The sequence below is a fragment of the Haladaptatus litoreus genome (assembly GCF_900156425.1).
Taxonomy (GTDB): Archaea; Halobacteriota; Halobacteria; order Halobacteriales; family Haladaptataceae; genus Haladaptatus; species Haladaptatus litoreus.
Genome location: NZ_FTNO01000002.1, coordinates 268,197 through 285,048 on the forward strand (window position 1 = coordinate 268,197; position 16,852 = coordinate 285,048).

At 58.9% G+C, this 16,852-nt stretch carries 17 protein-coding genes; 8 read left to right on the forward strand and 9 right to left on the reverse strand.

The window, feature by feature from the left end:
• Positions 1 to 247: 247 nt before the first annotated feature.
• Complete coding sequence (locus BW974_RS12425; protein WP_076430597.1) at positions 248 to 427, reverse strand: hypothetical protein; 180 nt, start codon at positions 425 to 427, stop codon at positions 248 to 250.
• A gap of 82 nt (positions 428 to 509) precedes the next feature.
• On the opposite strand from BW974_RS12425, the gene BW974_RS12430 reads away from it, so the two are divergent.
• A complete protein-coding gene (locus BW974_RS12430) occupies positions 510 to 1,049 on the forward strand; it encodes a YIP1 family protein (RefSeq protein WP_076430598.1) in 540 nt (179 codons plus the stop codon).
• A gap of 1 nt (position 1,050) precedes the next feature.
• Here the strand turns inward: BW974_RS12430 and BW974_RS12435 are convergent, their stop codons facing one another.
• Positions 1,051 to 1,335 (reverse strand): hypothetical protein, encoded by a 285-nt coding sequence (locus BW974_RS12435; protein WP_245800069.1) that lies wholly within the window; start codon positions 1,333 to 1,335, stop codon positions 1,051 to 1,053.
• Between the two features lie 183 nt (positions 1,336 to 1,518).
• On the opposite strand from BW974_RS12435, the gene ligA reads away from it, so the two are divergent.
• Positions 1,519 to 3,582: an NAD-dependent DNA ligase LigA gene (gene ligA, locus BW974_RS12440; protein WP_076430599.1), complete on the forward strand. Its 2,064-nt coding sequence runs from the start codon at positions 1,519 to 1,521 to the stop codon at positions 3,580 to 3,582.
• A 22-nt stretch (positions 3,583 to 3,604) separates the two neighbouring features.
• Here ligA and BW974_RS12445 read toward each other — a convergent pair whose 3' ends face one another.
• The 3 genes from BW974_RS12445 to BW974_RS12455 are packed head-to-tail and all read right to left on the reverse strand — an operon-like array spanning position 3,605 to position 5,699.
• A complete protein-coding gene (locus BW974_RS12445; protein ID WP_076430600.1) occupies positions 3,605 to 4,486 on the reverse strand; it encodes an ABC transporter permease in 882 nt (293 codons plus the stop codon).
• Positions 4,483 to 5,400: an ABC transporter ATP-binding protein gene (locus BW974_RS12450; RefSeq protein WP_076430601.1), complete on the reverse strand. Its 918-nt coding sequence runs from the start codon at positions 5,398 to 5,400 to the stop codon at positions 4,483 to 4,485. Before BW974_RS12450 ends, BW974_RS12445 begins: the two co-directional genes overlap by 4 nt.
• Positions 5,401 to 5,444: 44 nt before the next feature.
• Positions 5,445 to 5,699, reverse strand: a complete 255-nt coding sequence (locus BW974_RS12455) for a DUF7967 family protein (RefSeq protein WP_076430602.1) — start codon at positions 5,697 to 5,699, stop codon at positions 5,445 to 5,447.
• An 89-nt stretch (positions 5,700 to 5,788) separates the two neighbouring features.
• Here BW974_RS12455 and BW974_RS12460 point away from each other — a divergent pair, with 89 nt between their 5' ends.
• On the forward strand, positions 5,789 to 6,385 hold the full coding sequence (locus tag BW974_RS12460) for a hypothetical protein (protein WP_076430603.1): 597 nt from the start codon (positions 5,789 to 5,791) through the stop codon (positions 6,383 to 6,385).
• A 28-nt stretch (positions 6,386 to 6,413) separates the two neighbouring features.
• Here BW974_RS12460 and BW974_RS12465 read toward each other — a convergent pair whose 3' ends face one another.
• On the reverse strand, positions 6,414 to 7,883 hold the full coding sequence (locus BW974_RS12465) for an arylsulfotransferase family protein (protein WP_076430604.1): 1,470 nt from the start codon (positions 7,881 to 7,883) through the stop codon (positions 6,414 to 6,416).
• Positions 7,884 to 8,192: 309 nt separating this feature from the next.
• On the opposite strand from BW974_RS12465, the gene BW974_RS12470 reads away from it, so the two are divergent.
• From BW974_RS12470 to BW974_RS12480, 3 genes are all read left to right on the forward strand, one after another.
• Complete coding sequence (locus tag BW974_RS12470) at positions 8,193 to 9,926, forward strand: excinuclease ABC subunit C (protein ID WP_076430605.1); 1,734 nt, start codon at positions 8,193 to 8,195, stop codon at positions 9,924 to 9,926.
• A 274-nt stretch (positions 9,927 to 10,200) separates the two neighbouring features.
• Entirely contained in the window at positions 10,201 to 10,407 is a 207-nt protein-coding gene (locus BW974_RS25670) for a hypothetical protein (protein WP_175609691.1), read from the forward strand.
• 112 nt (positions 10,408 to 10,519) lie between these two features.
• Complete coding sequence (locus BW974_RS12480) at positions 10,520 to 11,644, forward strand: SPFH domain-containing protein (RefSeq protein ID WP_076430607.1); 1,125 nt, start codon at positions 10,520 to 10,522, stop codon at positions 11,642 to 11,644.
• Positions 11,645 to 11,661: 17 nt separating this feature from the next.
• On the opposite strand, the gene uvrB is transcribed toward BW974_RS12480, so the two are convergent.
• Entirely contained in the window at positions 11,662 to 13,740 is a 2,079-nt protein-coding gene (gene uvrB / locus BW974_RS12485; protein ID WP_076430608.1) for an excinuclease ABC subunit UvrB, read from the reverse strand.
• Positions 13,741 to 14,020: 280 nt separating this feature from the next.
• Between uvrB and BW974_RS12490 the strand changes: the two genes are divergently transcribed.
• Positions 14,021 to 14,422 (forward strand): carboxymuconolactone decarboxylase family protein, encoded by a 402-nt coding sequence (locus tag BW974_RS12490; RefSeq protein ID WP_076430942.1) that lies wholly within the window; start codon positions 14,021 to 14,023, stop codon positions 14,420 to 14,422.
• Between the two features lie 96 nt (positions 14,423 to 14,518).
• Here BW974_RS12490 and BW974_RS12495 read toward each other — a convergent pair whose 3' ends face one another.
• Positions 14,519 to 15,649: an ORC1-type DNA replication protein gene (locus BW974_RS12495; RefSeq protein WP_076430609.1), complete on the reverse strand. Its 1,131-nt coding sequence runs from the start codon at positions 15,647 to 15,649 to the stop codon at positions 14,519 to 14,521.
• A 74-nt stretch (positions 15,650 to 15,723) separates the two neighbouring features.
• Positions 15,724 to 15,882, reverse strand: a complete 159-nt coding sequence (locus BW974_RS12500) for a DUF1059 domain-containing protein (protein ID WP_076430610.1) — start codon at positions 15,880 to 15,882, stop codon at positions 15,724 to 15,726.
• 171 nt (positions 15,883 to 16,053) lie between these two features.
• On the opposite strand from BW974_RS12500, the gene BW974_RS12505 reads away from it, so the two are divergent.
• A complete protein-coding gene (locus BW974_RS12505) occupies positions 16,054 to 16,845 on the forward strand; it encodes an alpha/beta fold hydrolase (protein WP_076430611.1) in 792 nt (263 codons plus the stop codon).
• The last annotated feature ends 7 nt before the right edge of the window (positions 16,846 to 16,852 follow it).

Below are 16,852 nucleotides of genomic sequence, written 5' to 3' on the forward strand. Positions count from 1 at the left end.
TTTGTATCCTATCGAATACGTTCTGAAGTTCATTCCTATATAATTGTTGTGGCCCGCGTAATTTAAGTGCCTCTGGTAGTATAGCAATTATCGTGTCAAAAGTACCCTGTCCAGACTGTCGTCGGAAAATCGCATTCCACGAACTGGAAACAAAGACTATCGCCCAGTCGAGTGGGTTCGCAACGAACTACCGCTGTCCGTTCTGCCGAAACGCTATCGAAAACGTCGCCGAATTGTTGTGACTTCGCTACCGAAGCGGAGCCAGCAATCGCGTCAGCGACTGCGATAGTACCCGAGACAGTAATCGCGAGCGTAGTCGCCCGCTGTCAATTTCGTCTTTCCCGAGCGTGCCGAGCGTCTTGTGTTCGTTCCGCGCCCAGTCCAACGTCGCCGTCGAGTAGCGCGCACCCGGAAAGTCGTCGGTCATATCTCACGCGAGAAACGGCGCGTTGAAAATCGTTTCCGTTCGCACGGACAGGTTAATGCGCCGTTACTCCTGATCTTCTCTCATGCTCGAAATTTTCTACGACCCGAACCGTTTTTTCGAAGAGAGAACGCCGCTCTCTGCAATTCCGCCCGCTATCGTCGTTTTGCTGGCAAGTCTCGTGTCTGCGTTTTCGACGGTGGTGACGTTAGTACAAGCGACAGACCAATCGGTTATCATGTCGGGTCTAACCGCCATTCTGAACGTGCCGCTTTCGTTCGTCTGGGATTTACTGCTACTCGGAATCTACAGCACTGCCCTCTACGTTCTCGCCTCGTCAACCTTCGAAGGTGATGGGTCGTTCAGCGCGACAATTAAGGTAGCAGGATGGGGCTTTCTCCCGCTCATCTTCTCGCGCCCGGTGACGACGCTTTCCTACACATCCGAACTACAGTTCAGTCCGTGGATTCCCTTTGCCATCAGTACACTCTCTATTCTCTGGCAGGGTGCGCTTTGGTCGTTCGGACTCCGACACACGCACGGAATTTCACGCCAAGATGCGGCGTTTGCGGCAGGCGTTCCCGTCACGCTGATGCTCGCGCTCGCCCTACGCGGGGTCGTCTAAGTCAGTCGCTCAAATCGAGGTCATCGAACTCATCCACCAGCGATTCGAGCACGTCCTTCGCTTCGGCTTTCGTCTCTTCCTCGATGTCTCCCACCGCTTCGACGCTGTGTGCGCCGCTGTTGGCCGTTTTGACGGCGTGTCCGTTCAACTTGCCGTCGGGATTTACCATGGGTAGTTTCAGGTCGCTGTATCTATTTGGACTATCGAACCCGGACGAAGAGAGGACGAAGTGGTCGGCGATTTCGGAAAGGTCGTCCGTATCGAAGTCATGTTCTTGCGGGGGCATTCCATTCGTTCTCGGTCGTTCCGTCGAACTCGGGTTTGTGGACGCTGTAGTCTGTCATCATCGGCAGTGCCAACGGCAAATCAAATGTCTGTTCAGGTTGCTGTTTCAGCCCCGTTTTACTATCCCGTACTTCGCCGTCCGGTTGCTGAACTATTTTATCCGAAGACGAACAACCCCCGAGCAATGGCAGAGGTGAGTGCGGAGGAAAACCCCTACGTCGAAGACCCGCAGACCGATTTCGAGTCGGCCGAAGCACTGAGCGAAGAACGGGCACGCGAACAGGCCGAACTCCTTCGAGAAGCGATTCGCCACCACGACTATCGCTACTACGTCGAAAACGACCCCATCATCGCCGACCGAACCTACGACGCGCTTTTCACGCGCTTGCAAGAACTGGAGGATGCGTTCGACATCCAGACGGACGACAGTCCAACTCGCCGAGTCGGCGGCGAACCGGTGGACGAACTCGAAACGGTCGAACACGTCACGCCGATGCTGTCCATCGACTCCAGCGGCGAAGCCGACGACGTGCGCGACTTCGATGACCGGATTCGAAAGGAAGTCGCCGACCCGGAGTACGTCTGTGACCCGAAGTTCGACGGGCTTTCGCTGGAAGTCGTCTACGAGGACGGGGAATACGTCCGCGCCACGACTCGCGGGAATGGACAAGAGGGTGACGACGTAACCGAAAACGTTCGGACGATTTCGAGCATCCCGCACCACCTTCGCGGCGACTATCCCGATTTCCTCGCTGTTCGCGGCGAAGTGTACATGCCTCGGGACGCGTTTCAGGAGTTCAATCGCGAACGAGTCGAAGATGGCAACGACCCCTTCGCCAATCCTCGAAACGCCGCCGCCGGATCGCTTCGCCAACTCGATTCCTCGATTACTGCGGAACGACCGCTGGACTGTTTCTTCTACGACGTGCTGGACGCGAGCGAGGAGTTTCCGACCCATTGGTCAGAGTACGAAGCCTTGCCGACCTACGGACTGAAAGTGGTAGACCGAACGGAACTCGTGGACGACATCGAGGACGCAATCGACTACCGCGACGACCTGATGGCCGAGCGCGAGGAGCTAAACTACGAAATCGACGGCGTCGTCATCAAACTGAACGACCGGGCCGCCTGCGCCGAACTCGGAACCACCGCGCGCTCGTATCGCTGGGCCTACGCCTACAAGTTCCCGGCGCGTGCTGAAGTGACGGAGATTACCGACGTGATAGTTCAGGTCGGACGAACCGGGCGACTCACACCAGTTGCCTTGCTCGAACCGGTAGATGTCGGCGGCGTTACCGTCTCGCGCGCGAGTCTCCACAATCCCGAGGAAATCGCGGAGAAAAACGTCAACATCGGCGACGAGGTGCGAGTCCAGCGCGCAGGCGACGTGATTCCCTACGTTTCCGAAGTGGTCGAAAAGGGGAGCGAGGGACACTACGAGTTCCCCGACCACTGTCCGGTCTGTGGCAGTCCGGTCGAACGCGACGGCCCGATTGCCTTCTGTACCGGCGGCCTCGCCTGCGATGCTCAACTTCGGCGCGCTGTGGCCTACTACGCGAGCGACGACGGCCTCGATATCGAGGGATTTGGCGAGGAGCGCGTCGAACAGCTCATCGACGCCGGACGCATCGAATCCCTACCCGACCTCTACGAACTGAACGCAGACGACCTGCTGGAACTCGACGGCTGGGGCGAAAAGAGTGCGGACAACCTCCTCGCCGAAGTCGAAAATTCGAGAACACCGCCACTTGCTGATTTCATCTCGGCAATCGGGATTCCCCGCGTGGGAACCGAAACGGCCCGCGCACTGGCTCGAAAATTCGGGTCGATGGACGACCTGCTGGACGCCTCCCGCGACGAACTCGAATCGGTTCCCGACATCGGGCCAATCGTCGCCGAACAGATTCGGGAGTTTTTCGACTCCGAGCGAAACCGCGAGGTGGTTCGTGAACTCCTGAACCACGTCGAACCCGAAGCGGAGGAAGCAGACGGCGGCGACGAACTCGCAGGACTGACGTTCGTGTTCACCGGGTCGCTCTCCCAGTCGCGCTCCGAGATTTCCGAGTTGGTCGAAGCCCACGGCGCAAACGCCACGGGAAGCGTTTCGGGCAACACCGATTATCTCGTCATCGGCGACAATCCGGGCCAGACGAAGCGCGACGATGCCGGAGAGCGAGGTGTGCCGGTGCTCGAAGAGGACGAGTTCTGGGAGTTGTTGGCGGAGAAAGGAATCGAACAGGAAGGGTAGTCGAGCGTTCGGCTAACTCACGTTACAGTTCCGCTCGGTCAAATAGTAGGTACCCCACCGCGACCGGAATGAGCAACCAGAGCAGGAACTGCGCCACCACAACGGCGTCGGAGAGATAGAACGGCGTCTCGCCGAGAATCTGTTTGTACGCCTGAAGCTGAATCCCGCTTACTCCGTACAGCCGAGCGTCCAGCGTACTTCCCACGTAGAGGGTTGCAGCGAGAGTTTCGTAGGCTCGAATAGGGTTGAAATATTTGACGAACAGACCGTATTTGGCGATTTGTGCCGTTTCCCACCCGAGTGAGAGATTGTCGTTTAGGTGGAGAAGTCCTCGACGAACGTACGTCCACAGTTGCGTAAATAGGACGTACAGCGCGACGGAAACGACCATCGAACGGCGGTTCGTGGACGTGGCGGCCGAAATTCCAATCGCGATGCTGACGAACGTCACGCCGAGCGCGATTGTCAGGAAGGTGAACAGCAGGTAGTTTACGATTTCGAGGTTGATGCCGAAGACGACGAGGGTGATTCCGGCGGCGACCATGCCGAGCAAAATCGGAACGGCGATGACGCCGCTCCGCCCGAGCAGTTTGCCGACGACGACATCCTGTCGAGAGTGTGGAAGCGACAGCATGAGCTTTATCGTTCCCGATTCGCGTTCCCCGACGATGGCGTTGTAGGCCACCACGAGCGCGATGAGGGGGACGAGGAGTGCAACGACCTGTCCACCCAACAGGGCGAGAAACGCGTCAGTGCTGACCTGCTGGTCTATGTTACCCAGTCCTGCCCCGACGAAGTACGCGCTTCCGATGAACAGGCCGATGAAAATCGCGGAGATAACCCAGAACCACCGCGACCGAAGTGAATCGTGGAAATCCTTCCGGGCGACTGCTTTCCACGTCATGCTGTAGCCTCCGTTTCCGTGTAGCTAATGAAGAGGTCTTCCAGCGAGGTTTCGTCGGTTTCGAAGTCCACAACGTCCGCTCCTGCGTTTTCCAGCGTGGCGATGACGGTCGTTTTCGCCTCCGAATCACAGGTGACGAACAACTCGTTTCCGTCTCGGTCGACGTTCGTCACGCCGTTGAGGTCGCGCACCGCCGACACCGCGTCTTGGGAAAGTGACTTCGTTTCGACCGTCATCGCGGTGTCGCCGCCGACGTTCTCTCGGAGTCCTTCGATGGAGTCCTCGGCGACGAGTTCGCCTTCGTTGAGGATTCCGACGCGGTCACAGACCGCTTCGACCTGTCCGAGAATGTGGCTGGAGAAAAAGATGGTCGCGCCGCGCTCTTTTTCCTTCCTAACGATTTCGCGCATCTCGCGCGCCCCGTTCGGGTCGAGTCCGGTTGAGGGTTCGTCGAGAATCAAGAGGTCGGGGTCGCCCACGAGTGCCATCGCGAACGCGAGTCGCTGGGCCATCCCTTTCGAATAGCCGCCCGCTTTTCGGTCGGCGTCTTCCGATTGCAGTCCGACTCTGTCGAGCAGTTCGTCGGGGTCGTCGTTCGTCTCCTTCGATTCGATGGCGAACTCCAGATGCTGTCTTCCGGTCAGTCGCTTGTACACCGAGAATCCTTCGGGGAGGACGCCGATTCGTTCTCGAATCGCGACGCTCTCTTTCTGTGCATCGTGCCCGAGGACGGAAACGGTTCCCTCGGTCGGTCGAATGAAATCGAGAATGAGGTTGATAGTCGTCGATTTGCCCGCGCCGTTCGGCCCGAGAAATCCGAACACCTCCCCCTCTTTCACGTCGAGCGAGAGGTCGTTGACGGCGGTGACGCTACCGTAGCGTTTCGTCACGCCGTCGAGTCGAATGGCAGTCATGGTTCCGGGTTGCTGGAACGAACATAAAACATTACTGTTCTATGTCACACCGTATCGCTCGGGTCGTGTTTGTCCGCCATTCGCTCTACTTCCTCGGCGTAGCGTTGCTGACGGCTGTCTTCCGTCACGGAAGACAGCCTGTCTTGTTCGACTTCGATTGCGGCGGTCGTCTCGCCGCCGAGTCGCCCGGCCAGTTCCTTTTGGAGATACTGCTCGCCATCCGGCGTCGAATACACCAGCGTCAGCAGGTCGCGGTCGCTGTACGTCCGTTCCACGAGCCAGACGCGCACGTCAGTCATAGCCCAGGGTTCTCCCGTCGAAGGCTTGTATCTGGCGAGGGATGTCGTAGCCACAACCTTATTTAACTCTGTGATTGTCCCGATAAACGATGCGACAGTCCCCGCTGTCCGAGGCATCGGATGACCGCCTGCTGGATATGCTGTTTGCAGGCGAGGACATCGAGGAGGAAATCGAACTCGACGGCGCACGAATCGCGGTGACGAGCCATCGCGTGCTTGCGTTCATGCCCGAAGGTGGCGGTCGGCGATTCGACCATGCAGACCGCCCGAACGTCCTCAATGCCAGCGTCCAACCGACCGGTCACGATAGCTACCTCTCGTGGGTCATCCGGAGCGTCGTCTACGGAATCATTCTCCTTGGCGGGGGGTTCTTAATAAACAGCAGCGGTATCCTCGTCAGGCTCGGCAATACCGAAGCTCCGAACGATCAAATCATCGGCGGCGTCGGCCAAATGATTTCCTCGATGGCGGTCATGTTCGGCATCCTCACGGATGCCTTCCTGCTGATTGGCGGCGTATTGCTGTTCGTCGGATTCGTCCTCGGCGCGCTGTATTTCGTCACTCGGTCGGAAGAGTTGGTCATCGAACGCGCCGGAAGAGAGCCGATTTACGTGCCCGTAAACGGCAAGGAGGCCGAAGACGCCGCTCGGCGAATACGCACTACACTCGGGCGAGAAAAGGCATAGTTGAGAAACCGATTCTGAGGATTTCGGCTCAGTCCATCGACTGCTCTTGCTCTTCAGGATGGTCGCTAGTAATCTCGCTGCGGCGCTTCCGGTACCAGTTCGCTTCGATGCCACCCCAGACGAGGGCGGTGACGAAGCCGAGCGCGATGGCGAACACTTCGGGAACGCCCATCCAGACCGGCGTGATGTACATCAGGCCGTTCAGATATTTGCCGGGGATGAAGTTCTTCACGGCAATCCAGAACTGGTCACCGACGTTTCCGGTTCGAGAGGCGATGTCCGCAGATTGGGCGCTCGGGCCGCCCGCGGATTCGTCACCGGTTCCGAGTCGTTCGACTTCGTAGGGGAACGCGATGTTGAGTTGCCAGACGACTTTGCCGTTTTCATCGACTTCGAAGACGCGGTTGCCGTTCGAATCGCCGATGAGGGTGTGGCCGTTCGGCAGGCGGTCTGCGTCGCGAGGCCACTGCATTCTGCCGTCTCGCCAAATCCACGACTGTTCCCACTCTCCGTTTCCGTTTCGCTGATATTCGATGACGCGATTGTTCTCGCTGTCGGCGACGATTTCGGCAGGCCCGCCGTTGGATTCGTTGACGTAGTCCGGGTTGTGCTGTTCGTAGAGGATGTCGTAGTTGTCCTCCTCGCCAAGGGTGTCCGATTTGATAGCGGAGTGGTTATCCGGAGACAGGAACACTACACGGTCAAGATTGCGGGGACTCACCGTGATTCGGCCGTCTTCGAGGACTTCAACGTCGTTGATGTGCGACCAGTCTTTCGGGTACGGGCCACCGGTCGCTTCAGGGTCGAAGTCGTCGGAAGCGTTCCAGCGCCACACGATGTCGTCGGATTCGGTGTTCACGACGAACACGCCGTCGAGGTAGATGTCGGCGACGACGAGGTGCGTCTCGTTGATTCGGTCAACGTCGTGGTAGCGCGACGCCTCTTTTCCGGGCGTCGGGTGACCCCACACGTCCTCGACCTCGCCGGTCGAGAGGTTCACGCGCTCGACGCCGTTGAACGTACAGGCGTTGATGTCGCCGTGGGTGTCGTAGTAGGTGTCCCACGTCTCTTGGTCAACGCCGTAGTCGCTCGCGTTCCACTCGTCGGCGCTCGGACACTGATTTCCTTCGAGGTGGTCAGCGTAGGAGTACTCGACCGTCGCATCAGTTCCGGGAACCGGGTCAACGTCCCAGTAGCGCGTGTGACTATCGTTGTAATACATCACCGTCCCGTCGGGATTCAGTGCGACGAGTTCTGCTCTCGCGCGCGGCCCTTCGCTGGCCTGCCCTCGCCACGAGTTCGAGTCCGTGGCGATGACCGTGATGCCATCCGCTTCGGGGGCGACTTGTGCCTCTCTATCCACGTCACTTCCGTCGATGTAGGATTCGAACGTCGTCTCCGTCCACGATGTCGCAACTCCGTACCCGACTGTCAGAACCGACAGCATGAGGAGGGCGGCAAACAGTGCTCGAAGGCGGCGTTTCGAGATTGAAATCATTAGCGTTTGCTAGTGATGAACGTCAGTCCATCCGGTTCGGTTTGCAATCAGTACCATCATTTCCTTGCGATTGACCATGTTCTACCCCCACTAACGTGACCCCACCGAATAAAAACGAGTGGTTGAACGCGGCAAATACCGTGTTACCACCAATCACACCGTAGATTACCATCGATCACTCTGTATGTTACCATCAAACGGTTCGTAGGTTACCGCCAAGCACCTTAGACTGTCGTGCTGGCACACAAAATCACGAACATTCCCCCGGTAGGGACAGGTTCAAACTTCCGCGACGGCTAGTCGAAACAGATGGACGCGGCAACGGTCAGAGAGCGCGTAACGGAACTTCCCCGCGACCCTGGCGTGTATCAATTTTTGGAGGGCGACACCGTCAGGTACGTCGGAAAGGCGGTTGACCTCCGTGCTCGCGTGCGGTCGTATGCAGACCCGCGGAGCAACCGCATCGGCCGGATGGTCAAACGCGCCGACGCGCTGGATTTCGCGGTGACCGACACGGAAACACAGGCGCTCCTTCTGGAAGCGAACCTCATCAAACGCTACCAGCCGCGGTACAACGTCCGACTGAAGGACGACAAATCCTATCCCCTCGTGCAGGTGACCGGCCACGAGTTCCCGCAAATCGAAATTACCCGCGACCCAAATCGTGAGGGTGCAACCGTTTTCGGCCCATTCACGAGCAAGACGAACGTCGAAACCGTCGTCAAGGCCCTTCGGGAAGCCTATGGAATCCGGGGCTGTTCGGACTACAAGTTCGCCAACCGCGACCGTCCCTGCCTCGACTACGACATCGGCCTCTGTACCGCACCCTGCACGAACGAAATCGGGCGCGAGGCGTACCTCGCCGACGTGGAGAGCGTCGAGCGATTCTTGGGCGGCGAGACGGACGTGCTGGCGACACCCCTCCGCAGGGAGATGGAAGAATCGGCACAAAGTAAGGAGTTCGAGCGCGCGGCCAACCTCCGCGACCGACTCGAAGCGGTCGAATCGTTCCACGGGGGCGACGCCGACGCGATTTCCTCGCAGAGCGACGAACGAACCGTGGACGTGCTCGGTGCCTCCGTCGAGGGCGAACGGGCTACCGTCGCCCGACTGCACAGCGAGCGCGGACAACTGGTTGACCGCGACCGACACACACTCTCCCTGCCAGACGGCGACGATGTGGCCGCGGTGTTCGGCGGCTTCATCCCGCAGTTTTACGCCGAGCGCGAACTGCCCGATGCCCTCCTCCTTTCCGAACGTCCAGACGACATGGACGTGCTGGACTGGCTGGACGCGGAAGGCGTTTCCGTCCGTGTTCCGGGCGCAGGCCGCGAAGCGACGCTCGTCGATTTGGCGTTGAAAAACGCCCGGCGAGGGGCGAACGCCCCCGACGAACTGCGGGCCTTGGCCGACGAACTCTCTATGTCCGCAATCGAGCGAATCGAGGGCTTCGACGTGAGCCACGCGCAGGGGTCGTCCGTCGTCGGCAGCAACGTCGTCTTTGCAGGTGGGTCGCCCGAAAAATCGGACTACCGCCGGAAAAAGCTGGATGAGAAAAACGACGATTACGACAACATGCGAACCCTGATTCGCTGGCGTGCGGAGCGAGCAGTGGCGGGGCGCGACGAACGCCCCGACCCCGACTTACTCCTCATCGACGGCGGGAAGGGCCAACTCGACGCCGCGCGTGAGGCGCTGACCGAAGTCGGATGGGACGTGCCCGCCGTCGGTCTCGCCAAAGCCGAGGAAATCGTCGTCACGCCGATCCGAACCTTCGATTGGCCGAGCGACGCCCCGCAACTGCATATCCTTCAGCGAGTGCGCGACGAATCCCATCGGTTCGCGGTGCAGTACCACCAGACGCTTCGTGACGACGTTTCGACCGAATTGGATGGTGTTCGGGGTGTTGGCCCGCAGACGCGCCGGAAACTGTTCCGCCGATTCGGGAGTTTGGACGGGATTCGCTCCGCTTCGGATGACGAACTGCGAGAAGTTGAGGGAGTCGGTGAAAAGACGGTTGCGTCGATTCGAGAACGGTTTTGACCAGCGATTTAGCGAGAAAACTGATTGAGACGAGATTTTTACTTCGAGGCTGAAACTTGCTTAGCAGTGGCGTTAGGTTCTGCCGACTCCAATTATACCGCCACCGCACCGCAATCAGCCACACGCCTCCCCAACCGACTGCGCTTCTCACTCACTGTGTTCGTTGCGATGTCTGCGGGCTACGGCCGCAGGTCAGCAAGTCGCTCTGCGTCTTGCAAGCCTCATCCCTCGCACGCTGTCAGCACAGGTCTTCGGACCCGTCGTCCGAAGACCTGTGCCAGCGCGCGCCGCGTGGAAAATCCGGATTTCGTGGATTTGCGTGAATTTCGTGGATTTGCGTGACTCTCCCGGCGCGCGGGAGCGAAGCGACTCGTGCGAGGGGCGACTGAACGAGCGCAAGCGAGTGAAGGAGTCGGTTGGGGAGGATGGGGTCTGCGAAGGCGGTTTGATTGGAGTCGGAAGTTGTCAAAACACAAAGTAAATCACATCCATTCCGACAACTCCGATCCTGTTTTGGAAATAAAAGCGGCTATCTCCCCCACGGGATTCGTTAGCACGTAACTGTTAAGCGATTGGTGCCTTAACTCTCATACATGAATCACCCGCTGTACACGCTCGGCAAGACGACGGCGAGGCTCAATTTCGGGACGGTACTCCTCGCAATCGTCTTCGGGGTTCTCTTCTTCCTCGCGCTACCGTACCTCGACGCGGTCGCAATCGCCGGAATCCTCCTCCTCGGACTCGCCGCACTGACGGTCAACAGCGCCGTAGAAATCGTCGGTCCCTACGAAAAGCGCGCGCTGACCGTCTTCGGCGAGTACCGCGAACTCCTCGACCCCGGCATTCACTTCATCCCGCCGTTCGTCAGCGCGACGCACCGATTCGACATGCGGACGCGGGTGTTCGATGTGCCGAAACAGGAAGCCATCACGGAGGACAACTCCCCGGTCGTCGCGGATGCGGTTCTTTACGTCCGAGTGATGGACCCGGAACGGGCGTTCCTCGGGGTGGATAACTACGAAAAAGCGGTTTCCAACCTCGGCCAAACCACGCTCCGGGCCGTGCTGGGAGATATGAAACTGGACGAAACGCTTAGCCGCCGGGACGTCATCAACACGAGAATCCGCGAGGAAATCGACCCGCCGACGGACGAGTGGGGGATTCGCGTCGAGAGCGTCGAAGTCCGCGAAGTCATGCCAAGTCGTTCCGTGGTCGGCGCGATGGAGCAACAGACCAGCGCGGAACGCCGCCGCAGGGCGATGATTCTCGAAGCGCAGGGTGAACGCCGGAGCGCAGTCGAGACGGCGGAGGGAGAAAAAGCCTCGAACATCATTCAGGCGCAGGGGGAAAAACAGAGCCAAATTCTCGAAGCACAGGGTGATGCGGTTTCCATCGTCCTTCGGGCGAAATCCGCCGAGTCGATGGGCGAACGTGCAGTCATCGACCGCGGTATGGACTCGCTGAAACGAATCGGCGAGAGCAAATCGTCCACGTTCGTCCTGCCGCAGGAACTCTCCTCGCTGATCGGTCGCTACGGCAAACACCTCTCGGGAAGCGACGTGCAGGGCAACGGCGCGATGTTGGAGAGCAACGAGTTCGACCCCGAGACGGAGAAGCTGTTGGGGCTGGACGATATCGAGGAGATGCTGTCGGAACTCGAAACGGATGTGAGTGAGGCCGCTGAAATGGGCGGCGAGATGGAACCCGAGCGAAACTGATTTTCAGTTCGTCCTGATTAGAACTCCTCAAACTCGCCACCGAACTCCGATTCGCCGCCTTGCTCGGGTTCGATACCCATGTCCACCTCGAACTCCGCACGAACGTCTTGAATCCGGTCGCGGATGTCCGCAGCGAGTTCGAACTCCAGATTGCTCGCGGCCTCCTGCATCCGCGCTTCGAGTTCCTCGATGTACTGGGCCGCTTCCTCGTCAGTTTCGGGCGCACTTCCCGTCACACTGCTGGTGTCGGTTTTGCTTCCCGGCAGGTTCGCCTCCGAAACCTCCTTGTCGATGGTCTGCGGTTCGAAGCCGTGTTCTTCGTTGAACTCCCGCTGAATCTCGCGCCTGCGACGGGTTTCGTCCATCGCGGCCTCCATCGCGTCTGTCACCTCGTCGGCGTACAGCACGACTTCGCCGTTGACGTTCCGGGCCGCCCGACCCATCGTCTGGACGAGCGAGGTTTCCGAGCGCAGGAAGCCCTGCTGGTCGGCGTCGAGGATGGCGACCATCGACACTTCCGGAATGTCCAGTCCCTCACGGAGCAGGTTGATGCCGACGAGTACGTCGAACTCGCCCAGTCGGAGGCCGCGAACCAGTTCGTGGCGTTCGAGCGTGTCCGTCTCGTCGTGCATGTACTCGACGGCGACGCCTGCTTCCTCCAAGTATTCGGTCAAGTCTTCCGCCATCCGCTTCGTCAAGGTCGTGACGAGAACGCGCTCGTCGTTTTCGACTCGCTTCCCGATGCGGTTCATCAGGTCGTCGATTTGGCCCGACGCATCGCTGACTTCGACCATCGGGTCAACCAAGTGCGTCGGTCGAACGATTTGCTCTACGATTTGCTCGCTCTCTTCTTGTTCGTAGTCGGCGGGCGTCGCGGAGATGTACAGCGTTCTCGCGCTTTTTTCCTCGAACTCCTCGAACGTGAGCGGGCGGTTGTCGTAGGCCGTGGGAAGCCTGAAGCCGTTTTCGACCAGCGAATCCTTTCGGGATTTGTCGCCCGCGAACTGGCCCTTGATTTGCGGCACCGTCTGGTGGGATTCGTCGATGACGCAGAGGAAATCGTCGGGGAAGTAGTCGAGCAGGGTGAAGGGCGCTTCGCCGACCTCGCGGTCGGAGAGGTAGACGGAGTAGTTCTCGATACCCGAACAGTAGCCTGCCTCCTTCATCATCTCCAAATCGAACGTCGTCCGCTCTTCGATTCGCTGGGCGGCCACGAGGTCGCCGTTTCGTTCGAAGTAGCGAATCCGATTTTCCAAATCCGCCTCGATTTCGGCGATTGCGTCTTCCATCGTCTGCTCCGGAATCGAGTAGTGTTCCGCTGGGTGGACGAGCACCGCGGGTTCTTGGGATTTCACTTCACCCTCCAGCGGGTCGATTTTCACCATTCGGTCGATTTCGTCGCCCCAGAGTTCGACACGAACCGCGAACCGCCCGTACATCGGGAAGATTTCTACGGTGTCGCCCCGGACGCGGAACGTTCCCTGCGTGAAATCCATATCGTTGCGCTCGTAGTTCAAATCCACGAGACGGGCGAGCAGTTCGTCGCGCCCGATTTGCTCGCCGACTTCCAGACGCAGACTCATTTCCTCGTAGTTTCGCGGGTCACCCAGCCCGTAAATCGCCGAGACAGACGCGACCACGATTACGTCGTCGCGGGTCAGCAGCGAGCGCGTGGCGGAGTGGCGGAGGCGGTCGATTTCCTCGTTGATGGATGCGTCCTTGTCGATGTAGGTGTCGGTCTGCTCGACGTAGGCCTCGGGTTGGTAGTAGTCGTAGTAGGAGACGAAGTACTCCACCGCGTTGTCCGGAAACAAATTCCGGAACTCCTCGTACAACTGCGCCGCCAGCGTCTTGTTGTGGGCGATGACCAGCGTCGGTTTCTGGATTTCCTCGACAGTCCACGAAACTGTGTTCGTCTTCCCCGACCCCGTGACGCCCAGCAGGGTCTGTTTTTGCATTCCCTCGTTGTACCCCGCCGCCAACTGCTCGATGGCTTCGGGTTGGTCGCCTGCCGGGTCGAACGGGGCGTCCACCCGGAACTCGGTTTCCGCGTCCGGGTTGTCGGGCCTGAGCGGCCCTGACTGGGTGTCACTCATGGTATTTTGGATAGGGATTCGAGCTACTTTAGCGGGTCGTTTGTCGGATTTTGAGGAATGAAAAATAGGATAGTTATCGAATTGATTCGGCCTACAAGGTTCCTGTTTGTATGTGTAGTAGTATGAAATTCGTAAATCGACTCAATAATGAAGAGTTCGTCGTATCAGACGCTATTAGATGATTTTCTTTGCGCTGGTGGTTGTGTTTATAAGCGGGTTTCCAGTGCAACGGCGACTGGGGAACGACGAACGCACCCGGAAATCCATCGAGGGAGAAAGCATGGTATCGACCGAAACACGGAACGAAATCGAAGAACACTGTGGGCTGGTTCCAACGTGGATAGAAAATCTTTCAGAGCCAGCGTCAGACCACAGTTGGGCACTCGTACGGGACCTCGAATTCGGGGAAACCGAACTGTCTGCACGGGAGAAAGCACTCATCGGGGTCGGTGTATCTGCCGCCATCAAATGTCCGTACTGCAGCCATTTCCACAAGGAAGAAGCACGGATGGAGGATGTGACGGAGGTCGAACTCGAAGAGGCCGTCAACCTCGCCAGCACGACGCAGTACTTCTCGACGGTTCTCCACGGAAGTGAAGTCGAGATGGACGGGTTCGTCGAGGAGACAGCCGAGATGATCGAGTACATCGAAGAACAGCGCGTGGCGGCGGAAGCCGACTGAACGAAGGATTCTCGCTTTTATTTCTGCAGCGTACTCACTCTCGGCTCATTCTTCCGACTAACACTAACTCACGAAAACGAAGATGACTAATCCCCCTTAATCATCCAACCGCGCCAACACCGCATCCGGGTCGTATCGCAGTGACAGCGACCGCGACCGCCCTCTGCCTTCGACGTTGGTGTAGGTGGCGTCGATGATGCCAAGTTGGTCGAGTTTGTTGATGATTTCCGAGTAGCGCGTGTAGCCCAAATCCGTTTCGTCGTGGAACGCCTCGTACACGTCGCCCGCCTGCTCGCCGTCGTGTTCCGCGATGACACGGACGAGGGCGACTTCGTTGTCGCTCAAGGCGTGCAAACTGTGGGAAAGGTGAACGAATTTCGATTTCTCGTAGGCGTCCTCCACGTCCTGCAAACTCACGGTTCTGCTGGCCCGCATTTCGGCGTTTAGTCCGGCGCGGCGAAGCAGGTCGATGCCGACCCGCAGGTCGCCACTTTCGGCAGTCAGTTCGGCTACGCGCTCAAGCACCTCTGGCCCGATGACGCCCTCGTGGAAACCGCGTTTGACGCGCTCGCCGAGGATGCCGATTATCTCCTCGCGGTCGTAGACTGGGAAGTAGGCGTCTTCGGGTCTGAAAACGCTCTGAACCCGTGTATCCAATTCCTCGATAACGTCCAGATTCAGGTCGGAGGAGACGACGATGACGCCGATTTTCGCCCCGCTGTGAGCTTCGTGGGCGCGCAAAAGCGAGTACAGGGTGTCCGAGGCCTCACCTTCGTAGAACAGGTAGTTCACGTCGTCCAGCGCGACGACGAGGACTTCGTCCTCTTCGACCAGTTTCTCGGTTATCTGGCGGAACAGCTTTTTGAACGAAATCCCGCTCGATGGTGGTTCGTACTCGAAAATGCCCTCGAAGATGCGCGAGAAAATCGCGTACCGCGTCGAATCGACTTGGCAGTTGACGCGCACCGTTCGAACGTCAGTCTGGGCCGACAGTTCGTCGAACAGTTTCTGAACCGCGGTCGTCTTGCCAGTCCCGGGCGGTCCGCGCGCCATGACGTTGAGCGGGCGCGATCCACGAACTGCTGGCCTGAGCGCGTACTGAAGGCTCTGCATCTGGGACGCGCGGTGTTCGAACGTCTCCGGCACGTAGTCGATTTCGAAGACGTGCTCCTCGCGGAACACCGACTCGTCCCACGACAACATCCCCTCGTCGGGGTCGTCTGCCATCACTTTCACCACGCTTCCGGAGGTACTTAATCCTTCGCCAGCGACAAAAAGTCGGAAATCTGGTCGTCTCGGCTCTAGCTCTGCCGAATTGCGCCTTCGATGTCGTTTCTGTCCATCGACATACCGTGTCGATTCTGGGCGTGTTCCTGCACCATTTCGATGACTTCGTTCTCGTCGTTCGCCCGTACCATGAAGTCGCAATCCTGCTGTGTGCATTCGAACTGTTGTGCCATTGTTGGATTCTCCGTTTCTGCGATTTCCCCTCGGCGGGGTGCAAACGGTGACGGGTGGTGTGTAGGTAATATTTCTGGCTGCCGCAGGTGACCGTTCGCCAGAGAGATTGCAGTGGTGCTCCCGACGAATGAACGAGTTGAAACACCTGACCACCGTACCGTCCCGGTAGAATGCCTGTTGCGGAACACGATGGCGTCTCACTGTACTACGAGACGGACGGGACGGCGAACCACGACACGGTCGCGTTCATCGAGGATGTGGGATACGGCGCGTGGCAGTGGGGGTGGCAACACGCCGCCGTCGCTGGCCCGTTCGAGTCGTTGGTGTGGGACAACCGCGGAACCGGGGGCTCAGATGCTCCGAACGGCCCGTATTCGATTTCACAGATGGCGGGCGACCTCGATTCGGTGCTGGCCGACAACAATCTCAGGAAGGCGCATCTCGTCGGTGCAGGGCTGGGCGGGATGGTCGCACTCCAACACGCAAAAGAGTATTCGCGGGCGAAAACGCTGACACTCATCGGTACGTCCGCAGATGGCTCCCGACTCTCGTCCGGAGTTCGAAACCAACTGCTCACCGAGAAAACCCCGGACGAACTCCACGAATCGCTCCGTCCAGTGGTGAGCGAGGAAGCGTTCGACGCCGGGTTGGAAGACCTCGTAGAATGGCGACTGGAAGACGACGCCGAACCCGACGCCCAGCGCGCCCAGTTCGACGCGATGGCGAACTTCGACGTGAGCGATAATCTGTACGAAATCACGACCCCGACGCTGGTGCTTCACGGAAGCGAGGACGAGGTCTTCCCGGTCGAAACAGGTCGAGAACTAGCGAGCGGGCTTCCTCGTGGCGACCTGCGGGAGTTCGAAGGTGCGCCCCACTTCGTCCACATCGAGCGGTCGAAGGAGGTCAACGACGAACTGCTGAAGTTTTTGGAAGCGAACACGGACGAGACGTTCGAGTGAGGTTCGG

Excerpts from the sequence above, each read along its gene's own strand:
- BW974_RS12425 (WP_076430597.1), bottom strand. The coding sequence starts at position 427 with ATGACCGACGACTTTCCGGGTGCGCGCTACTCGACGGCGACGTTGGAC.
- BW974_RS12430 (WP_076430598.1), top strand. The coding sequence starts at position 510 with ATGCTCGAAATTTTCTACGACCCGAACCGTTTTTTCGAAGAGAGAACG.
- BW974_RS12435 (WP_245800069.1), bottom strand. The coding sequence starts at position 1,335 with ATGCCCCCGCAAGAACATGACTTCGATACGGACGACCTTTCCGAAATC.
- ligA (WP_076430599.1), top strand. The coding sequence starts at position 1,519 with ATGGCAGAGGTGAGTGCGGAGGAAAACCCCTACGTCGAAGACCCGCAG.
- BW974_RS12445 (WP_076430600.1), bottom strand. The coding sequence starts at position 4,486 with ATGACGTGGAAAGCAGTCGCCCGGAAGGATTTCCACGATTCACTTCGG.
- BW974_RS12450 (WP_076430601.1), bottom strand. The coding sequence starts at position 5,400 with ATGACTGCCATTCGACTCGACGGCGTGACGAAACGCTACGGTAGCGTC.
- BW974_RS12455 (WP_076430602.1), bottom strand. The coding sequence starts at position 5,699 with ATGACTGACGTGCGCGTCTGGCTCGTGGAACGGACGTACAGCGACCGC.
- BW974_RS12460 (WP_076430603.1), top strand. The coding sequence starts at position 5,789 with ATGCGACAGTCCCCGCTGTCCGAGGCATCGGATGACCGCCTGCTGGAT.
- BW974_RS12465 (WP_076430604.1), bottom strand. The coding sequence starts at position 7,883 with ATGATTTCAATCTCGAAACGCCGCCTTCGAGCACTGTTTGCCGCCCTC.
- BW974_RS12470 (WP_076430605.1), top strand. The coding sequence starts at position 8,193 with ATGGACGCGGCAACGGTCAGAGAGCGCGTAACGGAACTTCCCCGCGAC.
- BW974_RS12480 (WP_076430607.1), top strand. The coding sequence starts at position 10,520 with ATGAATCACCCGCTGTACACGCTCGGCAAGACGACGGCGAGGCTCAAT.
- uvrB (WP_076430608.1), bottom strand. The coding sequence starts at position 13,740 with ATGAGTGACACCCAGTCAGGGCCGCTCAGGCCCGACAACCCGGACGCG.
- BW974_RS12490 (WP_076430942.1), top strand. The coding sequence starts at position 14,021 with ATGGTATCGACCGAAACACGGAACGAAATCGAAGAACACTGTGGGCTG.
- BW974_RS12495 (WP_076430609.1), bottom strand. The coding sequence starts at position 15,649 with ATGGCAGACGACCCCGACGAGGGGATGTTGTCGTGGGACGAGTCGGTG.
- BW974_RS12500 (WP_076430610.1), bottom strand. The coding sequence starts at position 15,882 with ATGGCACAACAGTTCGAATGCACACAGCAGGATTGCGACTTCATGGTA.
- BW974_RS12505 (WP_076430611.1), top strand. The coding sequence starts at position 16,054 with ATGCCTGTTGCGGAACACGATGGCGTCTCACTGTACTACGAGACGGAC.